The organism is Streptacidiphilus carbonis (assembly GCF_000787775.1).
Classification (GTDB): Bacteria; Actinomycetota; Actinomycetes; order Streptomycetales; family Streptomycetaceae; genus Streptacidiphilus; species Streptacidiphilus carbonis.
The window spans coordinates 46,553-66,286 of sequence record NZ_BBPM01000011.1; the positions used below are offsets into that span (position 1 = coordinate 46,553).

Below are 19,734 nucleotides of genomic sequence, written 5' to 3' on the forward strand. Positions count from 1 at the left end.
GGGTTCGGCCCGCGGCAGGCCCCGGCGCCCTCGCCGATCGACACCCTGAACCGCCGCTACGCCGAGGGCCAGATCGACGAGTTCGAGTACCGCGAGCGCTATGACCTGCTCACGGTGGAGCTGCCCACGTCCGGTCCGATGGCGGACCCGCTGCGGAAGCCGGCGTCCTCGCCGAAGCCCCCGGCCGAGCCCGAGGACGACCGGCGATGAGCGCGCGGGTGGAGGACGCCGTCAAGATCTACGGCATCGCGGCCACCCAGGTACGCGCGCTGGACCATGTCAGTGTCGAGTTCCCGGCCGGGCGCTTCACCGCGGTGATGGGCCCGTCCGGGTCCGGCAAGTCGACGCTGATGCACTGCGCCGCGGGCCTGGACACGCTGACCGCGGGGTCGGCCTGGATCGGCGGCCGGGATCTCAGCACCCTGAACGACCGTCAGCTGACCCTGCTGCGGCGTGCGAGCGTCGGTTTCGTCTTCCAGGCGTTCAACCTGGTGCCGACGCTGACCGTGCTGGAGAACATCACCCTGCCGCTGGACCTCGCCGGCCGCGGCGGCAGGGAGCGCGAGGCCGACCGCGAATGGATCGACTCGCTGGTCGACGTCGTCGGCCTCGGCGACCGGCTGCGGCACCGCCCGTCCGAGCTCTCCGGCGGCCAGCAGCAGCGGGTCGCGGTGGCCCGGGCGCTGGTGGCCCGGCCCGAGGTGGTGTTCGCGGACGAGCCCACCGGCAACCTGGACTCCCGCAGCGGCGCCGAGGTGCTCGGCCTGCTCCGGACGGCCAGTCAGGAGCTGGGCCGCTCGGTGGTGATGGTCACCCATGACCCGGTGGCCGCGGGCCACGCCGACGAGGTGCTGTTCCTCGCCGACGGACGCCTGGTGGACACCATGTCCGCGCCCACCGCGGCTCTGGTGCTGGAGCGGATGAAGGCCTTCGACAGACCACCGGTGGGGAGCGCGGCGCGATGAGAGCCACTCTGCACCTGGGACTGCGCGGCCTGCGGGCGCACAAGCGGCGACTGCTCGGCACCTTCCTCGCGGTGGTGCTCGGCGTCTCCTTCCTGGCCGGGACGATGGTGCTCGGCGACACCCTGAAGTCCAACTTCGGCACCCTGTTCGCCAATGCCTACGCGGGCACCGACGCGGTGGTCCGAGGCGCCGGTTCGATCAAGGCGGACGCCGGTCCGGCCGGGGTCCGCGCCCCGATCACCGCCTCGCTGGACCAGCGCGTGGCGGTGCTGCCCGGAGTGGCCGCCGTCGCGCCCTCCGTCTCCGGGGCCGGGCAGCTGGTCGGCGCCGACGGCAAGCCGATCGGCGGCAAGGGGCCGCCCACCACGGCCGGGAACTGGGTCACCGACCCCGCCCTCAACCCGTACCACCTGGTCCAGGGGCGCGCTCCGAGCGCGCCCGGCGAAGCGGTGATCAACCGCGGCGCGGCCAGGTCCGGCGGGCTCAAGGTCGGCGACACCACCGTGCTGCGCGCCCCGGACCCGGTCAGGGTCACCATCGTCGGCATCGCCGCCTTCGGCAGCGCCGACGGCATGGGCCCCAGCACCTTCACCGGGCTCACCCTGGCCGACGCCCAGCGCTATCTGCTGCCCAGGGCCGGAGAGGTCAGCACCCTGCTGGTCAAGGCCGCTCCCGGCACCAGCCAGGAGCAGCTGGTCCGCACCATCGACACGGTGCTGCCGGCCCAGGACGAGGCGGTCACCGGCGCCCAGGCCGCCCAGGAGGACACCACCAACGTGTCCTCGGGCTTCCTGAGCGTCTTCACCACCGTGCTGCTGGTCTTCGCCGGGATCGCGCTGCTGGTGGCGACCTTCACCATCCACAACACCTTCGCCATCGTGGTGGCCCAGCGCACCCGGGAGAACGCCCTGCTCAGGGCGCTCGGCGCGGCCCGTCGGCAGATCCTGGGCGCCACCCTCGCCGAGGCGGTCGCGGTCGGCCTGACCGCGTCGCTGGCCGGGCTGCTGGGCGGGATCGGGGTGGCCACCGGGCTGAAGGGGCTGTTCTCCGCGATCGGGATGGACCTGCCCACCGGCGGCATGGTGGTCACCACCTCCGCCGTTCTGGTCCCGGTGCTGGTCGGCACGGTCGTGGCGATCGCCTCGGCGCTGCTGCCCGCGATCCGGGCCGGACGCACCGCGCCGGTCGCCGCGATGCGGGAGACCGCCGTCGAGGCGGTCGGCGGCAGCCGGATCCGCACCGTGCTGGGCGCGGTGGCCGGCCTGGCCGCCGCGGCGCTGACCGTCCTCGGGGCGACCCGCGGCCCGTCCGTGGCGCTGACCGCGGTCGGCTCGGTGCTGGCCCTGGCCGCCATGATCGTGCTCGGCCCCGCCGCCGCCTCGCTGGCGGTACGGGTCCTCGGCGCGCCACTGCCGCGGCTGCGCGGTGTCAGCGGGGCCCTGGCCGCCAGGAACGCCGCCCGCAACCCGCGCCGCACCGCGGCCACCGCGACCGCGCTGATGGTCGGCGTGGCGGTGGTCAGCCTGTTCACGGTGTTCGGCGCGTCGATCAAGCAGAGCCTGGACGACACGGTCAACCGCTCCTTCGCCGGCGACCTGGCGATCTCGGCGCCGAGCTTCGGCGCCGGCGGCAGCGGGCTCAGCCCGCGGATCGCCCCGGCCGTGGCCGCGCTGCCGCAGGTGCGCAACGTGGTCGCGCTGGGCAGCGGCGTCGCCGCGGTCGACGGCCATGCGGTCAAGCTGGACGTCACCGATCCGAAGGCGCTGACCGGCACGGTCACGCTGGGCGCGACCCAGGGCGCGGTGGCCGGCCTCGGCGCGGACGGCATCGCGGTCTCCCGGGCCGTCGCCGACCGGTACGGCTGGACCGTCGGCCAGGCGCTGCCGGTCGCCTACGCCGACGGCAGCCACCAGTCGCTGACCCTGGACGCCGTCTACACCGACGCCGGGGTGGTCGGCGACTACCTGGTCACCCCGCAGACCTGGGCGCCGCACCGCACCCAGGACTCGGACACCCTGGTCGCGGTCAGCCTGAAGCAGGGCGTCCCGCTCGCCGCCGGAAGGACCGCCGTCGAGCAGGCCGTGGCCGGGTTCGGCGGACCGACGGTCCAGGACCGGGCGCAGTTCGCCACCAGCGCCGCGGCGGGCATCGACATGATGCTCTCGGTGGTCTACGCCCTGCTGGCGCTGGCGGTGCTGATCGCACTGATGGGCATCGCCAACACGCTGACGCTGGCCATGCACGAGCGCACCCGCGAGCTGGGCCTGCTGCGCGGGGTCGGCCAGACCAGGGCGCAGCTGCGGTCCATGGTGCGCTGGGAGTCGGTGCTGGTGGCCGTGTTCGGCACGGTCGGCGGCCTGGGCCTGGGCGCGTTCCTGGGCTGGGCCCTGGTCCGCGCGACCGACTCCACCCGCACCGGCTCCTTCGCACTGCCGGTACCGCAGCTGGTCGTGGTGCTGGCGGTGGGGATGCTGGCGGGCGCCCTCGCAGCGGTCCGCCCGGCACGCCGGGCGGCCCGACTGGAGGTGCTGCGGGCCATCGCGGCCCCGTGAGGAGCCCTCAGGGCTCAGACCCGCACCCGCACCGGTTCCCGGCCCCGCTGCCTCCCGCTCTCCTTGGAGCCGGGAGCCGGGGCCGGCCCGGTCCAGGCCACCCGCAGCGGCGGCAGCCGCAGGGGTGCGGGAGCCGGCGGCTCGGCGGGCTGGGGGACGGTCTTCAGGGCGAACCAGACGACCTTGCCGTCCTCCTCGACCTGCGCGCCCCAGTCCGCGCTCAGCGCGGCGACCAGGGCCAGCCCGCGGCCGTTGATCTCCTCGTCGTCAGGGGCCAGCAGCCGGGGGAGTGACGTGCTCCGGTCGTGGACCTCGCAACGCAGCAGCCCGTCCGCGCCTCCGGTCAGCCTCAGCGTGCATTCCGCGCCGGGACCGACATGCCGGTGGACGTTCGCGAGCAGTTCGGTGACACCCAGCAGGCAGAGGTCAACGGCTTCCGCCATTTTCCAGTGGCGCAGATGCGCCGAGACGATCCTGCGGACAACCGCGAGGCGCTGGGGTTCCGCTGTGAGCCTCAGTTCGTACTGCTTGTCAGACTCCATCACGCGTCGATTCCTCCTGCTTCGCTGGAGACCGACTCCACGCCCGATGAGACAACCGCGCAGAGTCACCACGTGGCTACATTCCGAGACATGTCCAGAATCACCCTGTTCGGGGGTATTCGCAACGCGCGGGCGAGCTCGGGTCCATGCTGCACGCTTGTGGGTCGCAGCGTAACTGCCTGGACACGGTGCGTTGCGGAACATGCTCCGCCGTATGGCATATTCCAAGAAAAATCGGGAATGGCCGCATGGCTACGATGCGCGGGAGCGCCTGTTGCGCGGGGAATTCCGAAAAGAAAGCAGTTCGAATGAAGACCGTGGATGTGGACCGCAGCGACGCCGAATACCGGGCCTGGCTGAAGGAGGCCGTGCGCAAGGTGCAGGCCGACGCCAACCGGTCGGCCGACACCCATCTGCTGCGGTTCCCGCTCCCCGAGGAGTGGGGGATCGACCTGTACCTCAAGGACGAATCCACCCACCCCACCGGCAGCCTCAAGCACCGGCTGGCCCGCTCGCTGTTCCTCTACGCGCTCTGCAACGGCTGGATCCGGCCGGGGCGCCCGGTGGTGGAGGCCTCCAGCGGCTCCACGGCGGTCTCCGAGGCGTACTTCGCCAAGCTGATCGGGGTGCCGTTCATCGCGGTCATGCCGCGCACCACCAGTTGCGAGAAGATCAGCCTGATCGAGGCCCAGGGCGGCAACTGCCACCTGGTCGACGACACCCGCACGCTGTACGAGGTGTCCGCGCGGCTCGCCGAGGAGTCCGGCGGCCACTACATGGACCAGTTCACCTATGCGGAGCGGGCGACCGACTGGCGCGGCAACAACAACATCGCCGAATCGATCTACGCCCAGCTGCGGTTGGAGCGGTACCCGGTCCCGGCCTGGATCGTGGCCACCGCCGGCACCGGCGGCACCTCGGCCACCCTGGCCCGCTATGTGCACTACACCCAGGCCGACACCAGGATCTGCGTCGCCGATCCGGAGAACTCCTGTTTCTTCGACGGCTGGGTGTCCGGTGACCCCTCGGTGACCTGCGAGAAGGGGTCCAGGATCGAGGGCATCGGCCGCCCCAGGATGGAGCCCAGCTTCGTCCCCGGCGCGATCGACCGGATGATGAAGGTCCCCGACGCCGCGTCGATCGCCTCGGTCCGGATGCTGGACGCGGTCATGGGCCGCAAGCCCGGGGGGTCCACCGGGACCGGGCTCTGGAGCGCGTTCAAGATCGTGTCGGAGATGCTGGCCGCGGGGGAGCGCGGCAGCGTGGTGGGGTTGATCTGCGACCCCGGCGACCGGTACCTGGACAAGTACTACTCGGACGACTGGCTGGCCGCCCAGGGGATCGACATCCGTCCTTGTCAGGCGGCGTTGGACAGCTTCCTGGCGACGGGGGTGTGGAAGGGGTAGCGGTCGGGTGCGGACGGTGCACGGCTGGTCGCGCGGTTCCCCGCGCCCCTACGGGGCTGCAGCCGACCCACTGTGAGCACGTTGCCCTTTCAGGGGCGCGGGGGACTGCGCGACCAACCACTTGCGGTCCGCAGTCAGGATCCTGCAGGCACCCCGTAGGCCCGTGCATCCAGCCGCCCCGCCGCTCGCCGTACGGCGCGGCGCACCCCTGGCCGGGCCAGTGCGACGGCCCCGCGAACCGGTGCCGCCGCGTCCAGGGCGATGGTGAACCGCAGCTCCGTGCCGCCGTCCGCGGCGGGGGTGAGCAGCCACTCCTCGATCCAGGCCCGGACCCCCGGGAGACCGGTCTCCTCCACCCGGTAGGCGAACCGGCCCGGCCGCTCCCAGACGATCACGCTCTCCACGAAGTGCGTCCCGCCGCGCAGCGACACCGCGCGCCCCGCGCCGACGCCGTACGGGGGCGGGCCCGTGTACGCGGCGGAACGGACCTCGCGGAACCACAGCGGCAGGGTCGAGGCGTCGTCGGTGAGCTCCGCGAACACCGCCTCGGGCTTGGCCCGCAGCGTCGCCGCGGTCACCAGCCGGACCGGCGCCTCCGCCAGGAACTCCTCCGTCACCGGCCGCAGTCGCTTCGCCACCGTTCCCCCCGCCACTCGGGTAATGAGGGCAGCAGTCTAAGTGACGGACCGTCAAAAGGGTCAGTCGGCTGGGGAGTCCAGCTCAAGGTCGCCGGCCACGATCACCTCGCGCACCTGCTCGGACACCGCCGAGCGGATCTCCAGCGGCAGGCCGACGTCGGTGACCAGGGTGTCCACGTCGGCCAGGGAGGCGAAGGTGGACAGCCCCACGGTGCCCCATTTGGTGTGGTCCGCGACGGCGACCACCCGCCGCGCCGAGGCGACGAAGCTGCGGTTGGTCTCGGCCTCGGCCAGGTTGGGGGTGGACAGGCCGGCCTCCAGCGAGATGCCGTGACTGCCCAGGAACAGCAGGTCGAAGTGGAGCGAGCGGATCGCCCGGTCGGCGATCGGACCCACCAGCGAGTCGGAGGGGGTGCGCACCCCGCCGGTCAGCACCACGGTCGCGGCGGTGGCCGGAGCCGCCCCGTGCCGCAGTGCGTTCTCGAACACATCGGCGACCCGGACCGAGTTGGTCACCACGGTCAGGCCCTCGACCTGGAGCAGATGGTGCGCCAGCGCGAAGGTCGTGGTCCCGCCGGACAGGGCGATGGCGCTGCCCGGGACCACCAGCCGGGCGGCCTCCCTGGCGATGTCCTCCTTGGCGGTGAGCTCCAGGGCCGACTTGGCCTCGAAGCCCGGCTCATGGGTGCTGGCCTCCAGCACCGGCACCGCGCCGCCGTGCACCTTCTCCACCACGCCCTGGCGGGCCAGCGCGTCCAGGTCCCGACGCACCGTCATGTCCGAGACGTTCAGCCGCCGGGTCAGTTCATTGACCCGCACCCCGCCACGCCGCCGCACCTCGTCCAGGATGAGCGCGCGCCGCTGCTCCGCCAGGAGATTGCTGTTCTCGGCCACCCGTGCCCCTTCACCGCTCCGCTGATCCGGCTATCCTCGCACGCCGTCCGCGGCGAAGGCATGCGCATCCGTCCGCGCGGGAAGCACACTTGGCGAGATGCTTCCCAGCAGCCGAAACACATACCCATCGGGGGCGGCCATGGCGGACCGGGCACAGCAGGCACAGGCACTGCCACCGCAGCGGCGCCCGGCCGCGCCGGGGGAGCCGGCCATCGCCATGGAACTGCTGGTCCACGGGGTCGGCGGGACCACGCCCGAGGCCATGCTGACCGACCCGCACCTGGTGCAGCTGACCGGCGACACCGTGGCCGGTACCTACCGCCGCTGGGCCGACCGGGACGCCGAGGCCGAGCCGGACCGCTACCGGGGCGGGGCCGTCGAGGAGGCCTACTCCTGGGCCGGACTCACCTCGGGCAGCGCCATGCGCGCGCTGTGGCTGCTGCTGCTCCCCTTCATGTTCGCCAACCTGGCCCACTGGATGCGGCCGCCGGCCCCGCGCGCCGCCCGCGCCCAGGGCCTCTACGACATGGCCGTCCGCATCTCCGCCGTCAGCCTCACCGTGCTGCTCACCGCCGCCGCCTGCGAGACCGCACTGGACCTGACGGCCTGGCAGTGCGCGGGCACTGCCGCCTGCGCGGCGCACCACAGCTGGCTCGGGTTCCTCTCCGCCGCCCACGGCGGCTGGTGGAGCGAGCCCGGCCGCCGGCTGGCGCTGGCGACCGCGGTCCCGGCGGCGCTGGTGGCGGTGCTGTGGTGGCTCTCGCACCTCACCTGGACCAGTTACGAGTCCCAGCGCCCGGCCGCCGACGGCAGCCGCGGGGACCTGGCGCCGATGGAGATGCCCGGCTTCTGGTACGGCATGCGGGTGGTCCGCCGGCTGCGGATGACCCATGTCGCCGCGGGGCTGCTGACCGCGGTGCTGGCGCTGCTGCTGCCGGCGCTGGGCTACGACCGGTCGAGCGGCGGACCGCTGGCCGTCCCCGGGTGGATCCTGCTGGCCCTGCTGGCCGGGCTCACCTGCGGGGTGGTCTCGGCCCTGGTCACCAGCAGCCGCCGGGAGACCGAGCAGGACGACCGCCCGGACACCCTGGCCATGCGCGCGCTGCACTGGGCCTCGCTGGCACTGCTCGGGCTGACCGTGCTCTACGCCGGCTGGGCCCGCCGGGGCTGGCACTCGGCCGGACGGCTCCCCGGCGCGGCCGGGCTGTTCGCGGTGCTGTGCCTGGTCCAGTTGGCGCTGGTACTGGTGCTCGTCCTGGCCGTCTTCCTGCTCCGCCGGAAGCAGCCTGCCGTGCAGCCCGCACAGCTGCCGGGGGAGCAGGACGCGATCACCGTGCCGGGCCCGTTCCGGCCGGTGCCGGACGGCGACCTGCGCTTCGGCGGGCCCGACGGCCCGGCGCTGCGCGGCTACGCCGGGCCGGCCACCGCGATGCTGGGGACCGGCCTCGGTAACCTGCTCACCGCCGGCGCCACTGTCTGGGCGGCCCAGTGGCTGATGGGCAGGGGCACCCTCGGCGTCACCGTGCCCGGGCCGCCGCTGCTGCTGGTCTGGCACAGCAGCGGGGTGCCGCTGCTCGCGGCGCTGCTGCTGCCGCTGCCGGTCGCCCTGGCGGTGCGGATGATGCGTCAGAAGTCGGCCCTCAAAGCCCCGGTGAACGCCGCCTACGACATCGAGGGGGATCCCGCGGCCACCAGGACCGCCCAGATCGCCGGGGTGCTGGCCAGGGCTCGGCTCACCGACGCCGGACCGGTGCTGATCGGCGCTCTGGCCGTGCTGGCCTTCGCCCTCGCCGCCGCCTCCGTGGCCGGGGCCCTGGCCACCGGGCGGACGCCCTCGCTGGCCGCCCACGGGGACCCCACCGTGGTCTCCTACGCCGCGACCACGCTGCAGTCCGTCGGCGGCTGGCTGGTCGGCGCGTTCGTGCTGATGCTGGTGGGTCTCGGCCGAGCCGCCTACAAGCAGATCTCCACCCGGCGCACGGTGGGGGTGTTCTGGGACATCGGCACCTTCTGGCCGCGTGCGGCCCACCCCTTCGCGCCCCCCTGCTACGCCGAGCGCGCCGTCCCCGACCTGGACTGGCGGATCCGCACCTGGCTGGACGACGACCCCGCGCGGAGGCTGGTGCTCTCCGGCCACTCCCAGGGCACCGTGCTGGCCGCCGCCGCGGTCTGGCAGCTGGACCGGGCCACCCGCGCCCGGGTCGCCCTGCTCACCTACGGCTGCCCGCTGCACCGCCTCTACAGCCGGTTCTTCCCGGCCTTCATGGGTCCCGAGGACCTGTCCCGGCTGCACGCCGACGCGGCCTACTGGCGCAACCTGTTCCGGATCACCGACCCGATCGGCGGACCGGTCCGGGTGGCCGTCCCCGAGGGCGAGCACCCGGTGGACGCGCCCCCGTTCGTGGACCCGCTGGTTTTCGACCGGGACCAGCGGCATCCACTGCCGGTGCCGATCAACGCCCACTCCGACTACCGCGCCGACCCCCGGTTCACCCAGGAACGCGACGCCCTGCTGACCCGGTTGTGACCGCCGCGGTGCCGGGCAGGTCCTCCGGCAGCAGCAGCTGCAGCTGCTCGGTGGTCAGCTCGGCGACCTGCGCCAGCCGCACCGCATGCCGCTCCACCATGGTTTCGAACACCTGGCGGGCGGTACGGCCATTGCCGAAGGAGGGACCCTTGGGCAGCAGCGCGTAGTGCTCCAGCAGCGCCTGCGCGGTCTCCTCGGAGAGTTGGTACTCGTGCTCGGTGGCCTGCCGCCGGGTGATCTCCAGCAGCTCCGCCGCCGAGTAGTCGGCGAAGGTCACGGTGCGTGAGAAGCGGGACGCCACACCGGGGTTGGACGCCAGGAAGCGCTCCATCTCGGCGGTGTAGCCGGCCACGATCACCACCACCTCGTCGCGGTGGTCCTCCATCAGCTTCACCAGGGTGTCGATGGCCTCCCGGCCGAAGTCCCGGCCGCCGTCCTCGGGCGCCAGCGCGTAGGCCTCGTCGATGAACAGCACCCCCCCCAGCGACCGCTGGAACACCTCGGAGGTGCGCAGCGCGGTCGAGCCGACGTGCTCGCCGACCAGGTCCAGCCGGGCCACCTCGACCAGATGGCCGCGCTGCAGCACCCCCAGCGAGGCCAGGATCTCCCCGTAGAGCCGGGCCACCGTGGTCTTGCCGGTGCCGGGGGAGCCGGTGAACACCAGGTGCCGGCGCAGCGAGGGGGCCTTCAGCCCGGCCTGCTGCCGCCGCCGTCCCACCGAGATCAGGTCGATCAGGGTGCGGACCTCCTGCTTCACGGTGTCCAGCCCGATCAGCGAGTCCAGTTCGGCCAGCGCCACCTCGGCGGGGCGGCACTCCGGCAGCGGCCCGATCGGCTGCGAGTCGACCCGGGGCGCCGGTTCCGCCGGGGACCCGCTGCGCGCGCTCGGGACCAGCGGCACCGCCGCCTCCCAGGCCGACGCGGTGGAGACGGCGCGGACCGGCTCGGCCGCGGGGGCCTTGGCGTCGTCGGACACACAGCCCTCGGCGATCGGCCCCGGCTCGGGGAACTCGAAGCCGCCGCGGGCGTTCTGCTCGGCCCGGCACCGGGTCAGCACCGTCGCGCAGCCGTCGATGACATGGAATCCGAAGCCCTTGCCATGAGTGGCGGTGCACTCCTCGAAGGTGCCGCGGCCGCCGGCCGAGACATAGACCGCCGCCTCGCTGCTGCCGCGCACCGAGCAGGTGCGCAGCACCGGGTCCGCCCCCCGGGTGGCGATCACCCCGGTGGTCACGTCGGCGATCTCACAGCCCGTCAGCAGCCCGCCGCTGCCGTGGTCGCGGAACCACAGCCCGGTGTTGGCGTCCTGCACCCGCAGCTGGTCCAGCCGCACCGTGGCGCCGTCCCGGACCGAGACCGCGGTGTTGCGCACCTGGGTGAACGAGCACTCCACCACCTCGGCGGCCGAGCCGCGGTCCAGCACGAACAGGGCGTCCGGGACGTCGTGCACCCGGCAGTCGGTCAGCGAGACCTGGGCACCGTCGCTGACCCAGACCGCCGGGTAGTCGCCGGTGCTGTCGCGGACCTCGCAGCCCACCGCCCGCACCGAGGTCCCCGGGTCCCACACCGACAGGCCGTTGCGGCCGAAGGAGCGCAGCGTGGTCCGCTCCAGCAGCAGCGTCGCCCGGCCGCGCAGGTCGGCGCCGTTCTCCGGCACCTCGTGGATCCGGCAGTCCGCCAGCTCCAGCCGGGCCTCGCTGTCCAGCATCAGCGCGTTGTCGGTGACCCGGTGCACCGCGCAGTCGGCCAGCCGCCCGACCGCCCGGTCCTCGGCCTGCACCCCGTTGCCGTTGATCTCGTAGAACTCGCAGGCCACCGCGTCCACGGTGCTGCCCTCGCCGGTGAGCACCAGCCCGGCCCCGGCCGCATGGTGCACCCGGCAGCGCTCCAGCCGGGCGCTCGCCCCGGTCCGCACCACCACACCGGCCTGGCCGGCCGCGACCACCTCGCACTCCTCCAGCAGCGCCACCGACCCGTCGGCGACCCGGACGCCCAGACCGCCCGGGTTGTCGACGGTGACCCGCCGCACCGTGGGCCGGGCGCCCCCGTACACCTCGATGCCCACCGAGGACCGGGTCGCCACCCGACAGTCCGTCAGCTCGGCGTCGCCGCCCACCAGTACGGCCGGGGCCGAGCCGTCCTGGCCCTCCAGCACCAGGCCCTGCACCGAGGCGGGGGCCAGCAGGGTGAGCGCGGTCCCGGTCGGCGGCTCGAACCGCACCGAGCCCGGACCCTCGGCCGACCGCACCGTCAGCTTCTTCTCGACGACGACGTTCTCCCGGAACACCCCGGGCCCTATGGTCACCGTGTCACCGGCCTCGGCGGCCGCCAGGGCCTCGGACATCGTCGAGTACTCCCCGGAGCGTCTCCGCCACCGGGAAGCCCCGTCGAGCGTCACCCTAACCACGCCTGCTCCCATGGTGATTCGCCGCCCCCCTCGCCCCGACCACGCTACTTGCTCCGGCACCCCGCTGCGCCCCTCTCCCCTCTCAACGACTCAGACGGCGATCGGTCTCTCGGGCTCCGGCAGCGGTCCCTCGGCGAGCACCACCACCTCGTCGCCCACCCGGACCGTCCCGGTCCGCACCGGGGCCAGCTGCATGCCGAAGCCCAGCGTCGGCCCGAACTTCCGGTGCCGCCCCAGCGCCCGCAACGGCTCCGGGCCGCGCCGCTCACCGGTGGCCGGGTCCAGCGTGGTCATCACACAGCGCCCGCACTGCTGCACCACCTCGAACTCCGCCTCGCCCACCCGGATCCGGCGCCAGCCGGTCTCCGCCCACGGCCGCGCCCCGTCCACCACGACGTTGCTGCGGAACCGGGTGATCGGCACCGGCGCGCCCCTGACCGGGTCGTCCGGATGGTCCAGCGCGATCAGCCGGTTCAGGTCGGCCAGCGAGGCGGTGCTGGTGACCAGCAGCGGATACCCGTCCGCCAGGCTGGTGACCACCTCCAGCGGCCTGCGCTCCGGGCGGTCCTGGTGCACCAGCCGCAGTTCCCGGCCCAGCACCTTGCGCAGCCAGGAGGCCGCCGCCTCCCCGGCGTCGACCAGTTCGAAGCCGGTCCCGAACAGTGTCACCGGCACCAGCGCCGCCTCGCCCGGCGCCTTCCCGGGCTCGGGCACCCGCAGCACCAGCCCGTCCGCCGCCAGCTCCAGCACACCGGGCTCCGGCAGGGTCGCGGTGAGCTGCCCCAGCCTGGGGTCCTCACGCTGCGAGACCATCCTCCCGTTCGCGTCGACCACCATCCAGCGCCGGTCCCCGGCGGGGCCCCAGGGCTCGATCTCCACCTCCCGGAGCGGCACTGGGGCAAGGGACTTCACCGGATGGATCCGAAGATCGGTCACACGCATGGTCCAACCATATGTGGTCCGACCATGGGAGAAGGCCGGTCAGCCCACGGCTGACCGGCCCCATGACCTGCACGTCCCCCCGGACGGTCAGAACCCCTGGAAGCCGCCCCGCTGCTGCGGGTACTGCTCCTGGTACTGAACCGGCCGCAGCGGGGCGACCGGGGCCACCGGCCGCTGCGGCTGCGCGCCGTACTGCTCCGGGTACCGCTGCTGCGGCACGGCCTGCTGCGGGTAGCGCTGCTGCTGCGGCGCGCCCTGCTGCGGGATGCCCTGCTGGGGAACGAACCGCTGCGGCGCGAAGGGCTGCGGGGCCAGCGGCTGCGCGGCGTACTGCGGCTGCGCGTACTGCTGCTGGCCGTAGCTGGGGCTGCTCGGCCCGGGGCCCAGGGCGAGCCGCGGCGTCGGCATCGGCTGCTGGGCCGGCTCGTAGCGGAAGCCGGTGTCGTAGGCCGGCGGCAGCGCCGCGGGCACGTTGATCGGGGCGATCTGCGGGACACCACGCTCAGCGACGAGGCTGTCGTAGATCGGCGTGTCCGAAGCGAAGGACGGAGCGTAGTAACCGACTCCGTCGTAGGCGCGAGGGGAGGTCATGACGCATACGGTAAGCCCACAATGTGCCTGCTGAGGAGAGTGTCACGGGAGGGATTTCCACGGCCTTCCTCCGCTTCAGAGCGCCTAGCCGGTCGAAAGTATGAAAAAAGGTCAGATCCCACCATCACTCCGCGACCAGCTCGTGCGAGATCTTCACGGAACGTTAACCGAACGCCCGTTCCGTCGACCGTTTGGCCCATCGAACGACCGATCCGCCCCGTCTTCACCCGATCCGGTGGGCGCGAAGCGTGACCGTCACTCCTTCGGGGCGCCCCCTCGGTTTCACTCCCCGGGGTGCCGCGGCGGCTGGTTGTCCCGTCGCTTCAGATAGCGCTCGAACTCCCGCGCGATGGCGTCGCCGGACGCCTCCGGCAGCTCGGCGGTGTCCTTGGCCTCCTCCAACTGCTGCACGTACTCAGCGACTTCGCTGTCCTCGGCGGCCAACTGGTCCACCCCCAGCTGCCAGGCCCTGGAGTCGTCCGGCAGCTCGCCCAGCGGGATCCGCAGGTCCAGCAGGTCCTCGACCTTGTTCAGCAGCGCGAGCGTGGCCTTGGGGTTGGGCGGCTGAGCGACATAGTGCGGCACCGCGGCCCAGAACGTCACCGCCGGGATCCCGGCGTGCGCGCAGGCCTCCTGGAGCACCCCGACGATCCCGGTCGGCCCCTCGTACTTGCTCTCCTCCAGGTCCAGGCTCTGCGCCAGTTCGGCGTCCGAGGTGACCCCGCTGACCGGCACCGGTCGGGTGTGCGGGGTGTCGCCGAGCAGCGCGCCCAGGATCACCATCATCTCCACGCCCAGTTCATGGGCGAAGCCCAGCAGTTCCTGGCAGAACGACCGCCACCGCATGCTCGGCTCGATCCCGCGGATCAGCACGATGTCCCGGGTCTTCGGCTCGGTCACCCGGACCACCGAGAGCCGGGTGGTGGGCCAGGTGATCCGGCGCACCCCCTCGTCCATCCACACCGTCGGACGGTTCACCTGGAAGTCGTAGTAGTCCTCCGCGTCCAGCGCGGCGAACACCTTCCCTTCCCAGATCTCGTCCAGGTGCGCCACCGCCGATGACGCGGCGTCGCCGGCATCGTTCCAGCCCTCGAACGCGGCCACCATGACCGGGTCGATCAGCTCGGGCATGTCCTCGAGCTCGATCATCAGGGCCTCCCTCCACAGACGCCGTTGCACGGCGGGCTCCTGCTCCGGCTCCTCGGGGAGCGGCCCCCGGACCCCCGCGCTCCACCACCCTTGGGTCGGCCGCAGGTGGCGGGCGTGAGGCGGGTGGCCACTACGCGAAGAGCCCGAGCACACGTCTTGATAGGTGCCCCAGCCTACGGCGTGTAACCTCCGGTTCGGGCGGCGACGCGATCTTCCGGTGGCGCGGTCCGGCCGGGTCGACGGCGGCCCCGGGCCGGGTCAGGGCTGCGGATCGACCCAGCCGCGGTAGTAGGCGGCCCAGTCCGAGGCGGTGGCCGCGAAGTCCGCGTACATCGCCACGCCGAACTTCAGCCGCCCGTGGTCCGCCAGCCGCACGCCGCGGATCGCCGCGGCGACGGTCTCGGCGGAGGCGTGGTGGACGGCGTTGTCGTCGTGGTAGGCCGGGAGCCCGATCAGCAGGTCGACGGAGTTGGGGACCGACTGCAGCGCCAGCCGGGTCTGCTGCTGGATGTAGCCGCTGAACAGGCTCCGCAGCGGCAGCCCGGAGTCGTAGGCCATCACCGCGACCTGGTCCACCCGGTCGGCGACGTCGGACAGGTAGCCGGACGTCCACCATTTGGGGTGGCCGGTCAGGACCGCGCCGACCAGGTGGATCCCGGGCACGGGTTCGATCTGCGGGACCGAGACCGAGAGCACCGCGTCCCGCTCGGTGGTGAGCAGATGGGCCTGCTCCAGGACGGTCAGGAAGTCCCGGTCGCCCGAGTGCACCGGTTCGAAGTCGATGTGGATGCCGTCGAAGCCCGCGTCCAGGGCCTGGCGGAACGAGCCGATGATCCGGTCGGTGCGGGACAGGTCGAGACCTGGGCCCTCGGAGTCGACCACATCGCCCAGCCAGGCCTGCACCCGGATCCCGGGGTCGGCCTGGTGCAGCTCCGTGACCAGCCAGGACGCCTTGGGGTAGAGCGCCGGATCCAGGGTGCCGTCGTCGCGCAGCGGCCCGGTGTGCACGAACAGGTCGTGCACACCGGCGCCGATCTGCTTGACCAGTGCGTCCACGTCGGCGGGTCCTTTGCGGCCGTCGACCCAGGCGTGGCCCAGCCACACGGCATCCCCCTGCCGGGTCCTGGCGTCCGCGCTCGGCGTCCCCAGATCGTTGATCCAGAGACCCCCGGCCGCCCCGAGCACCATCCCGACCACGGTGAGCAGCGCGATCGTCACAGTTCGGAGGGCCCACACCCTTATCCACATATCAAGATCGGACTCATCCCCGCCTCTTACGGTTCCGGACGACGCGCCGTGCTCCGATATTCCGGGGAAGTCACCCGCATACCCCGGCGCGACCCTGCGCAACCCCCGGAGGGCGGGGGGTGAGACGCGCGGACACCGCCGGGCGAAGCCGGAGGAAACCTCCCCGCGGTGTCCGGTGGGCGGATAACTCCCGGGGTTCGGCACCCCGACGGATTATGCTGGCCCCGCGCATTGCTCCGGTGCACCGGAGTGCCTGCCCGTCCCACGCCCGCCGAGCGGGGGTTTGCGGGGGTACGGGGGGTCGCTCCCCGGGAGGCCGGAGTAACCCGCGCGAGTCGACAGCCGTCGCACCCCAGGGAGTAGAACGATGACCATTCCCCAGCAGTCCCGCGCAGACGACCTGCGGGCCGCGCTCGCCTCCCGGGTGGTGGTGGCCGACGGAGCGATGGGCACCATGCTCCAGGCGCAGGATCCGACGCTGGAGGACTTCCAGGGGCTCGAGGGGTGCAACGAGGTCCTCAACGTCACCCGGCCCGACATCGTCAAGTCCGTGCACGAGGCCTACTTCTCGGTGGGCGTGGACTGCGTGGAGACCAACACCTTCGGTGCGAACTTGTCGGCGCTGGGGGAGTACGACATCCCTGAGCGGATCTTCGAGCTGTCGCAGGCCGGCGCGCGGCTGGCCCGCGAGGTCGCGGACGGTTTCGCGACCGAGGACCGCCCCCGCTGGGTGCTCGGGTCGATGGGGCCCGGGACCAAGCTGCCGACGCTGGGGCACATCTCCTACGAGGAGGTCCGCGAGGGCTTCCGGCTGAACGCCGCCGGGCTGATCGCGGGCGGCGTGGACGCGCTGCTGGTGGAGACCAGCCAGGACCTGCTGCAGACCAAGGCGGCCACGCTGGGGGCGAAGGCCGCACTGCTGGAGGCCGGGGTGGACCTGCCGGTGATCGTGCAGGTGACGGTGGAGACCACCGGGACGATGCTGCTGGGCTCGGAGATCGGTGCGGCACTGACGGCGCTGGAGCCGCTGGGCGTCGACCTGGTCGGCTTGAACTGCGCCACCGGGCCGGCCGAGATGAGCGAGCACCTCCGGTACCTCTCCAAGAACGCCAAGGTGGGCCTGTCGGCGATGCCGAACGCGGGGCTGCCGGTGCTGACCAAGGACGGTGCGCACTATCCGCTGTCGCCGGCCGAGCTGGCGGACGCGCACGAGGTGTTCACCCGTGAGTACGGCCTGGGTCTGGTCGGCGGGTGCTGCGGCACCACCCCGGAGCACCTGCGGCAGGTGGTGGAGCGGGTGCGCGGGCGCGAGATCGCCCAGCGGGCGCCGCGTCCGGAGGCGGCCGCCGCGTCGCTGTACCAGTCGGTGCCGTTCCGTCAGGACACCTCGTACCTGGCGATCGGCGAGCGCACCAACGCCAACGGGTCGAAGAAGTTCCGCGAGTCGATGCTCGCCGGCGACTGGCAGGCCTGCGTGGAGATCGCCCGGGAGCAGATCCGCGAGGGCGCCCACCTGCTGGACCTGTGCGTGGACTACGTCGGCCGCGACGGCGTCGAGGACATGAAGAAGCTGGCCGGGCTGCTGGCCACCGCCTCCACCCTGCCGATCGTGCTGGACTCCACCGAGCCGCAGGTGCTGGAGGCCGGGCTGCAGCGGCTCGGCGGGCGTGCGGTGCTGAACTCGGTGAACTTCGAGGACGGCGACGGCGACGACTCCCGCTACGGGCGCACCGCCGCGCTGGCCCAGGAGTACGGGGCCGCGCTGATCGCCCTGACCATCGACGAGCAGGGCCAGGCCCGCACCGCCGAGACCAAGGTCGCGGTCGCCGAGCGGCTGATCGAGGACCTGGGGCGGCGGTTCGGCATCGACGAGTCGTCGATCCTGGTCGACTGCCTGGCCTTCACCCTGGGCACCGGGCAGGAGGAGTCGCGCCGCGACGGCATCGAGACCATCGAGGCCATCCGCGAACTGAAGCGCCGTCACCCGGCCGTGCAGACGACCCTTGGCCTGTCGAACATCTCCTTCGGCCTCAACCCGGCCGCCCGGATGGTGCTCAACTCGGTGTTCCTGAACGAGTGCGTGGAGGCGGGCCTGGACTCGGCGATCGTGCACGCAGCCAAGATCCTGCCGATGGCGCGGATCCCGGAGGAGCAGCGCGAGGTCGCCCTGGACCTGGTGTACGACCGCCGCCGGCCGGAGACCCCGGACAGCCCGGCCTACGACCCGTTGCAGCGCTTCCTGGAGCTGTTCGAGGGCGTCAGCGCGGCCTCGGTGCGGGCCGGCAAGGCCGAGGAGCTGGCGGCGCTGCCGCTGGAGGAGCGGCTGCAGCGGCGGATCGTGGACGGCGAGCGCAAGGGCCTGGAGGCCGACCTGGACGAGGCGCTGGGCGTGATGCCGGCGCTGGACATCGTCAACTCGGTGCTGCTGGAGGGCATGAAGACGGTCGGCGAGCTGTTCGGCTCCGGCCAGATGCAGCTGCCGTTCGTGCTGCAGTCCGCCGAGGTGATGAAGGGCGCGGTGGCCTACCTGGAGCCGCACATGGAGAAGTCCGACGACGAGGGCAAGGGCACGATCGTGCTGGCCACCGTCAAGGGCGACGTCCACGACATCGGTAAGAACCTGGTCGACATCATCCTGACCAACAACGGCTACACCGTGGTCAATCTGGGCATCAAGCAGCCGGTGTCCACCATCCTGGAGGCCGCGCAGGAGCACCGCGCGGACGTGATCGGGATGTCCGGCCTGCTGGTGAAGTCCACAGTGATCATGAAGGAGAACCTGCAGGAGCTCAACCAGCGCGGTATGGCCGGCGACTTCCCGGTCATCCTCGGCGGAGCGGCCCTGACCCGCGCCTACGTCGAGCAGGACCTGCACGAGATCTACCAGGGCGAGGTCCGCTACGCCCGGGACGCCTTCGAGGGCCTGCGGCTGATGGACGCCCTGATCGGCGTCAAGCGCGGGGTCCCCGGCGCCGTCCTGCCCGAGCTCAAGCAGCGCCGGCACGCCAAGGTCGAGGTGGAGGAGCCGGAGGAGTCCACCGAGCGCTCGGACGTGGCGCTGGACAACCCGGTGCCGGTGCCGCCGTTCTGGGGTGACCGGATCGTCAAGGGCATCGGGTTCAACGACTACGCCTCCTGGCTGGACGAGGACGCCCTGTTCAAGGGCCAGTGGGGGCTGAAGGCCGCCCGCTCCGGCGGCCCCTCCTACGAGGAGCTGGTGGAGACCGAAGGGCGTCCGCGGCTGCGGATGTGGATGGACCGGCTGCAGACCGAGGGCCTGCTGGAGGCCGCGGTGGTCTACGGCTACTACCCGGCGGTCTCCCAGGACAACGACCTGGTCGTGCTGGGCGAGGACGGCAAGGAGCGCACCCGCTTCAGCTTCCCGCGCCAGCGCCGGGGCCGCCGGCTGTGCCTGGCGGACTTCTTCCGCCCCGAGGCCTCGGGCGAGAAGGACGTGGTCGCCTTCCAGGTGGTGACCATGGGCAGCCGGATCTCCGAGGCCGCCAACGAGCTGTTCGCCGGCGACTCCTACCGGGACTACCTGGAGCTGCACGGCCTGTCCGTCCAGCTGGCCGAGGCGCTGGCCGAGTACTGGCACGCCCGGGTCCGGGCCGAGCTGGGCTACTCCGGCGAGGACCCCAAGGAGATGCGGGACATGTTCGCGCTGAAGTACCGCGGCGCGCGCTTCTCGCTCGGCTACGGGGCCTGCCCCGAGCTGGAGGACCGCGCCAAGATCGCCGACCTGCTCCGTCCGGAGCGGATCGGCGTGGAGCTCTCCGAGGAGTTCCAGCTCCACCCGGAGCAGTCCACCGACGCCATCGTGATCCACCACCCGGAGGCGAAGTACTTCAACGCGCGATAGTGGTGGCTATT

Annotated in this window: 14 protein-coding genes; 6 read left to right on the forward strand and 8 right to left on the reverse strand. The window is 72.6% G+C overall.

The annotated features are described in order from the left end of the window. The 3 genes from TR46_RS42215 to TR46_RS10995 all read left to right on the forward strand — a co-directional run. On the forward strand, positions 1 to 210 hold a 210-nt coding region (locus tag TR46_RS42215), incomplete at its 5' end, for a hypothetical protein (RefSeq protein WP_042397687.1). Further along, positions 207 to 965 carry an ABC transporter ATP-binding protein gene (locus tag TR46_RS10990; protein WP_042397690.1) on the forward strand — a complete coding sequence of 253 codons (759 nt, stop codon included), beginning with the start codon at positions 207 to 209 and terminating at the stop codon, positions 963 to 965. The genes TR46_RS42215 and TR46_RS10990, both read left to right, overlap by 4 nt. Continuing rightward, the gene (locus tag TR46_RS10995; RefSeq protein ID WP_042397694.1) at positions 962 to 3,517 is read left to right on the forward strand and encodes an ABC transporter permease; all 2,556 of its coding nucleotides are present in this window, start codon (positions 962 to 964) and stop codon (positions 3,515 to 3,517) included. The genes TR46_RS10990 and TR46_RS10995 overlap by 4 nt, the downstream gene beginning before the upstream one ends. Before the next feature lie 14 nt (positions 3,518 to 3,531). On the opposite strand, the gene TR46_RS11000 is transcribed toward TR46_RS10995, so the two are convergent. Continuing rightward, positions 3,532 to 4,059 (reverse strand): ATP-binding protein, encoded by a 528-nt coding sequence (locus TR46_RS11000; protein WP_052432706.1) that lies wholly within the window; start codon positions 4,057 to 4,059, stop codon positions 3,532 to 3,534. 308 nt (positions 4,060 to 4,367) lie between these two features. On the opposite strand from TR46_RS11000, the gene TR46_RS11005 reads away from it, so the two are divergent. Beyond that, positions 4,368 to 5,465: a PLP-dependent cysteine synthase family protein gene (locus TR46_RS11005; protein WP_152626409.1), complete on the forward strand. Its 1,098-nt coding sequence runs from the start codon at positions 4,368 to 4,370 to the stop codon at positions 5,463 to 5,465. A 134-nt stretch (positions 5,466 to 5,599) separates the two neighbouring features. Here TR46_RS11005 and TR46_RS11010 read toward each other — a convergent pair whose 3' ends face one another. Then, positions 5,600 to 6,103, reverse strand: a complete 504-nt coding sequence (locus TR46_RS11010) for an SRPBCC family protein (protein ID WP_042397700.1) — start codon at positions 6,101 to 6,103, stop codon at positions 5,600 to 5,602. A gap of 60 nt (positions 6,104 to 6,163) precedes the next feature. Continuing rightward, the gene (locus tag TR46_RS11015) at positions 6,164 to 6,997 is read right to left on the reverse strand and encodes a DeoR/GlpR family DNA-binding transcription regulator (RefSeq protein WP_042397702.1); all 834 of its coding nucleotides are present in this window, start codon (positions 6,995 to 6,997) and stop codon (positions 6,164 to 6,166) included. Positions 6,998 to 7,136: 139 nt separating this feature from the next. Here TR46_RS11015 and TR46_RS11020 point away from each other — a divergent pair, with 139 nt between their 5' ends. Next, entirely contained in the window at positions 7,137 to 9,524 is a 2,388-nt protein-coding gene (locus TR46_RS11020) for a hypothetical protein (protein ID WP_236655297.1), read from the forward strand. On the opposite strand, the gene TR46_RS11025 is transcribed toward TR46_RS11020, so the two are convergent. The 5 genes from TR46_RS11025 to TR46_RS11045 all read right to left on the reverse strand — a co-directional run bounded on the left by TR46_RS11025 (position 9,487) and on the right by TR46_RS11045 (position 15,831). Further along, positions 9,487 to 11,943, reverse strand: coding sequence for a right-handed parallel beta-helix repeat-containing protein (locus tag TR46_RS11025; RefSeq protein WP_042397706.1), 2,457 nt, complete (start codon positions 11,941 to 11,943; stop codon positions 9,487 to 9,489). The two genes, TR46_RS11020 and TR46_RS11025, sit on opposite strands and share 38 nt — an antisense overlap. 78 nt (positions 11,944 to 12,021) lie before the next feature. After that, positions 12,022 to 12,873: an MOSC domain-containing protein gene (locus TR46_RS11030; protein ID WP_042397709.1), complete on the reverse strand. Its 852-nt coding sequence runs from the start codon at positions 12,871 to 12,873 to the stop codon at positions 12,022 to 12,024. Positions 12,874 to 12,960: 87 nt separating this feature from the next. Continuing rightward, positions 12,961 to 13,464 carry a DUF6643 family protein gene (locus TR46_RS11035; protein WP_042397712.1) on the reverse strand — a complete coding sequence of 168 codons (504 nt, stop codon included), beginning with the start codon at positions 13,462 to 13,464 and terminating at the stop codon, positions 12,961 to 12,963. A 282-nt stretch (positions 13,465 to 13,746) separates the two neighbouring features. Then, entirely contained in the window at positions 13,747 to 14,613 is an 867-nt protein-coding gene (locus TR46_RS11040) for a PAC2 family protein (protein WP_042397714.1), read from the reverse strand. Positions 14,614 to 14,871: 258 nt separating this feature from the next. Beyond that, complete coding sequence (locus TR46_RS11045) at positions 14,872 to 15,831, reverse strand: glycoside hydrolase family 18 protein (protein WP_084718278.1); 960 nt, start codon at positions 15,829 to 15,831, stop codon at positions 14,872 to 14,874. Positions 15,832 to 16,228: 397 nt separating this feature from the next. Between TR46_RS11045 and metH the strand changes: the two genes are divergently transcribed. Next, entirely contained in the window at positions 16,229 to 19,723 is a 3,495-nt protein-coding gene (gene metH / locus TR46_RS11050) for a methionine synthase (RefSeq protein WP_042397720.1), read from the forward strand. Positions 19,724 to 19,734 lie beyond the last annotated feature (11 nt).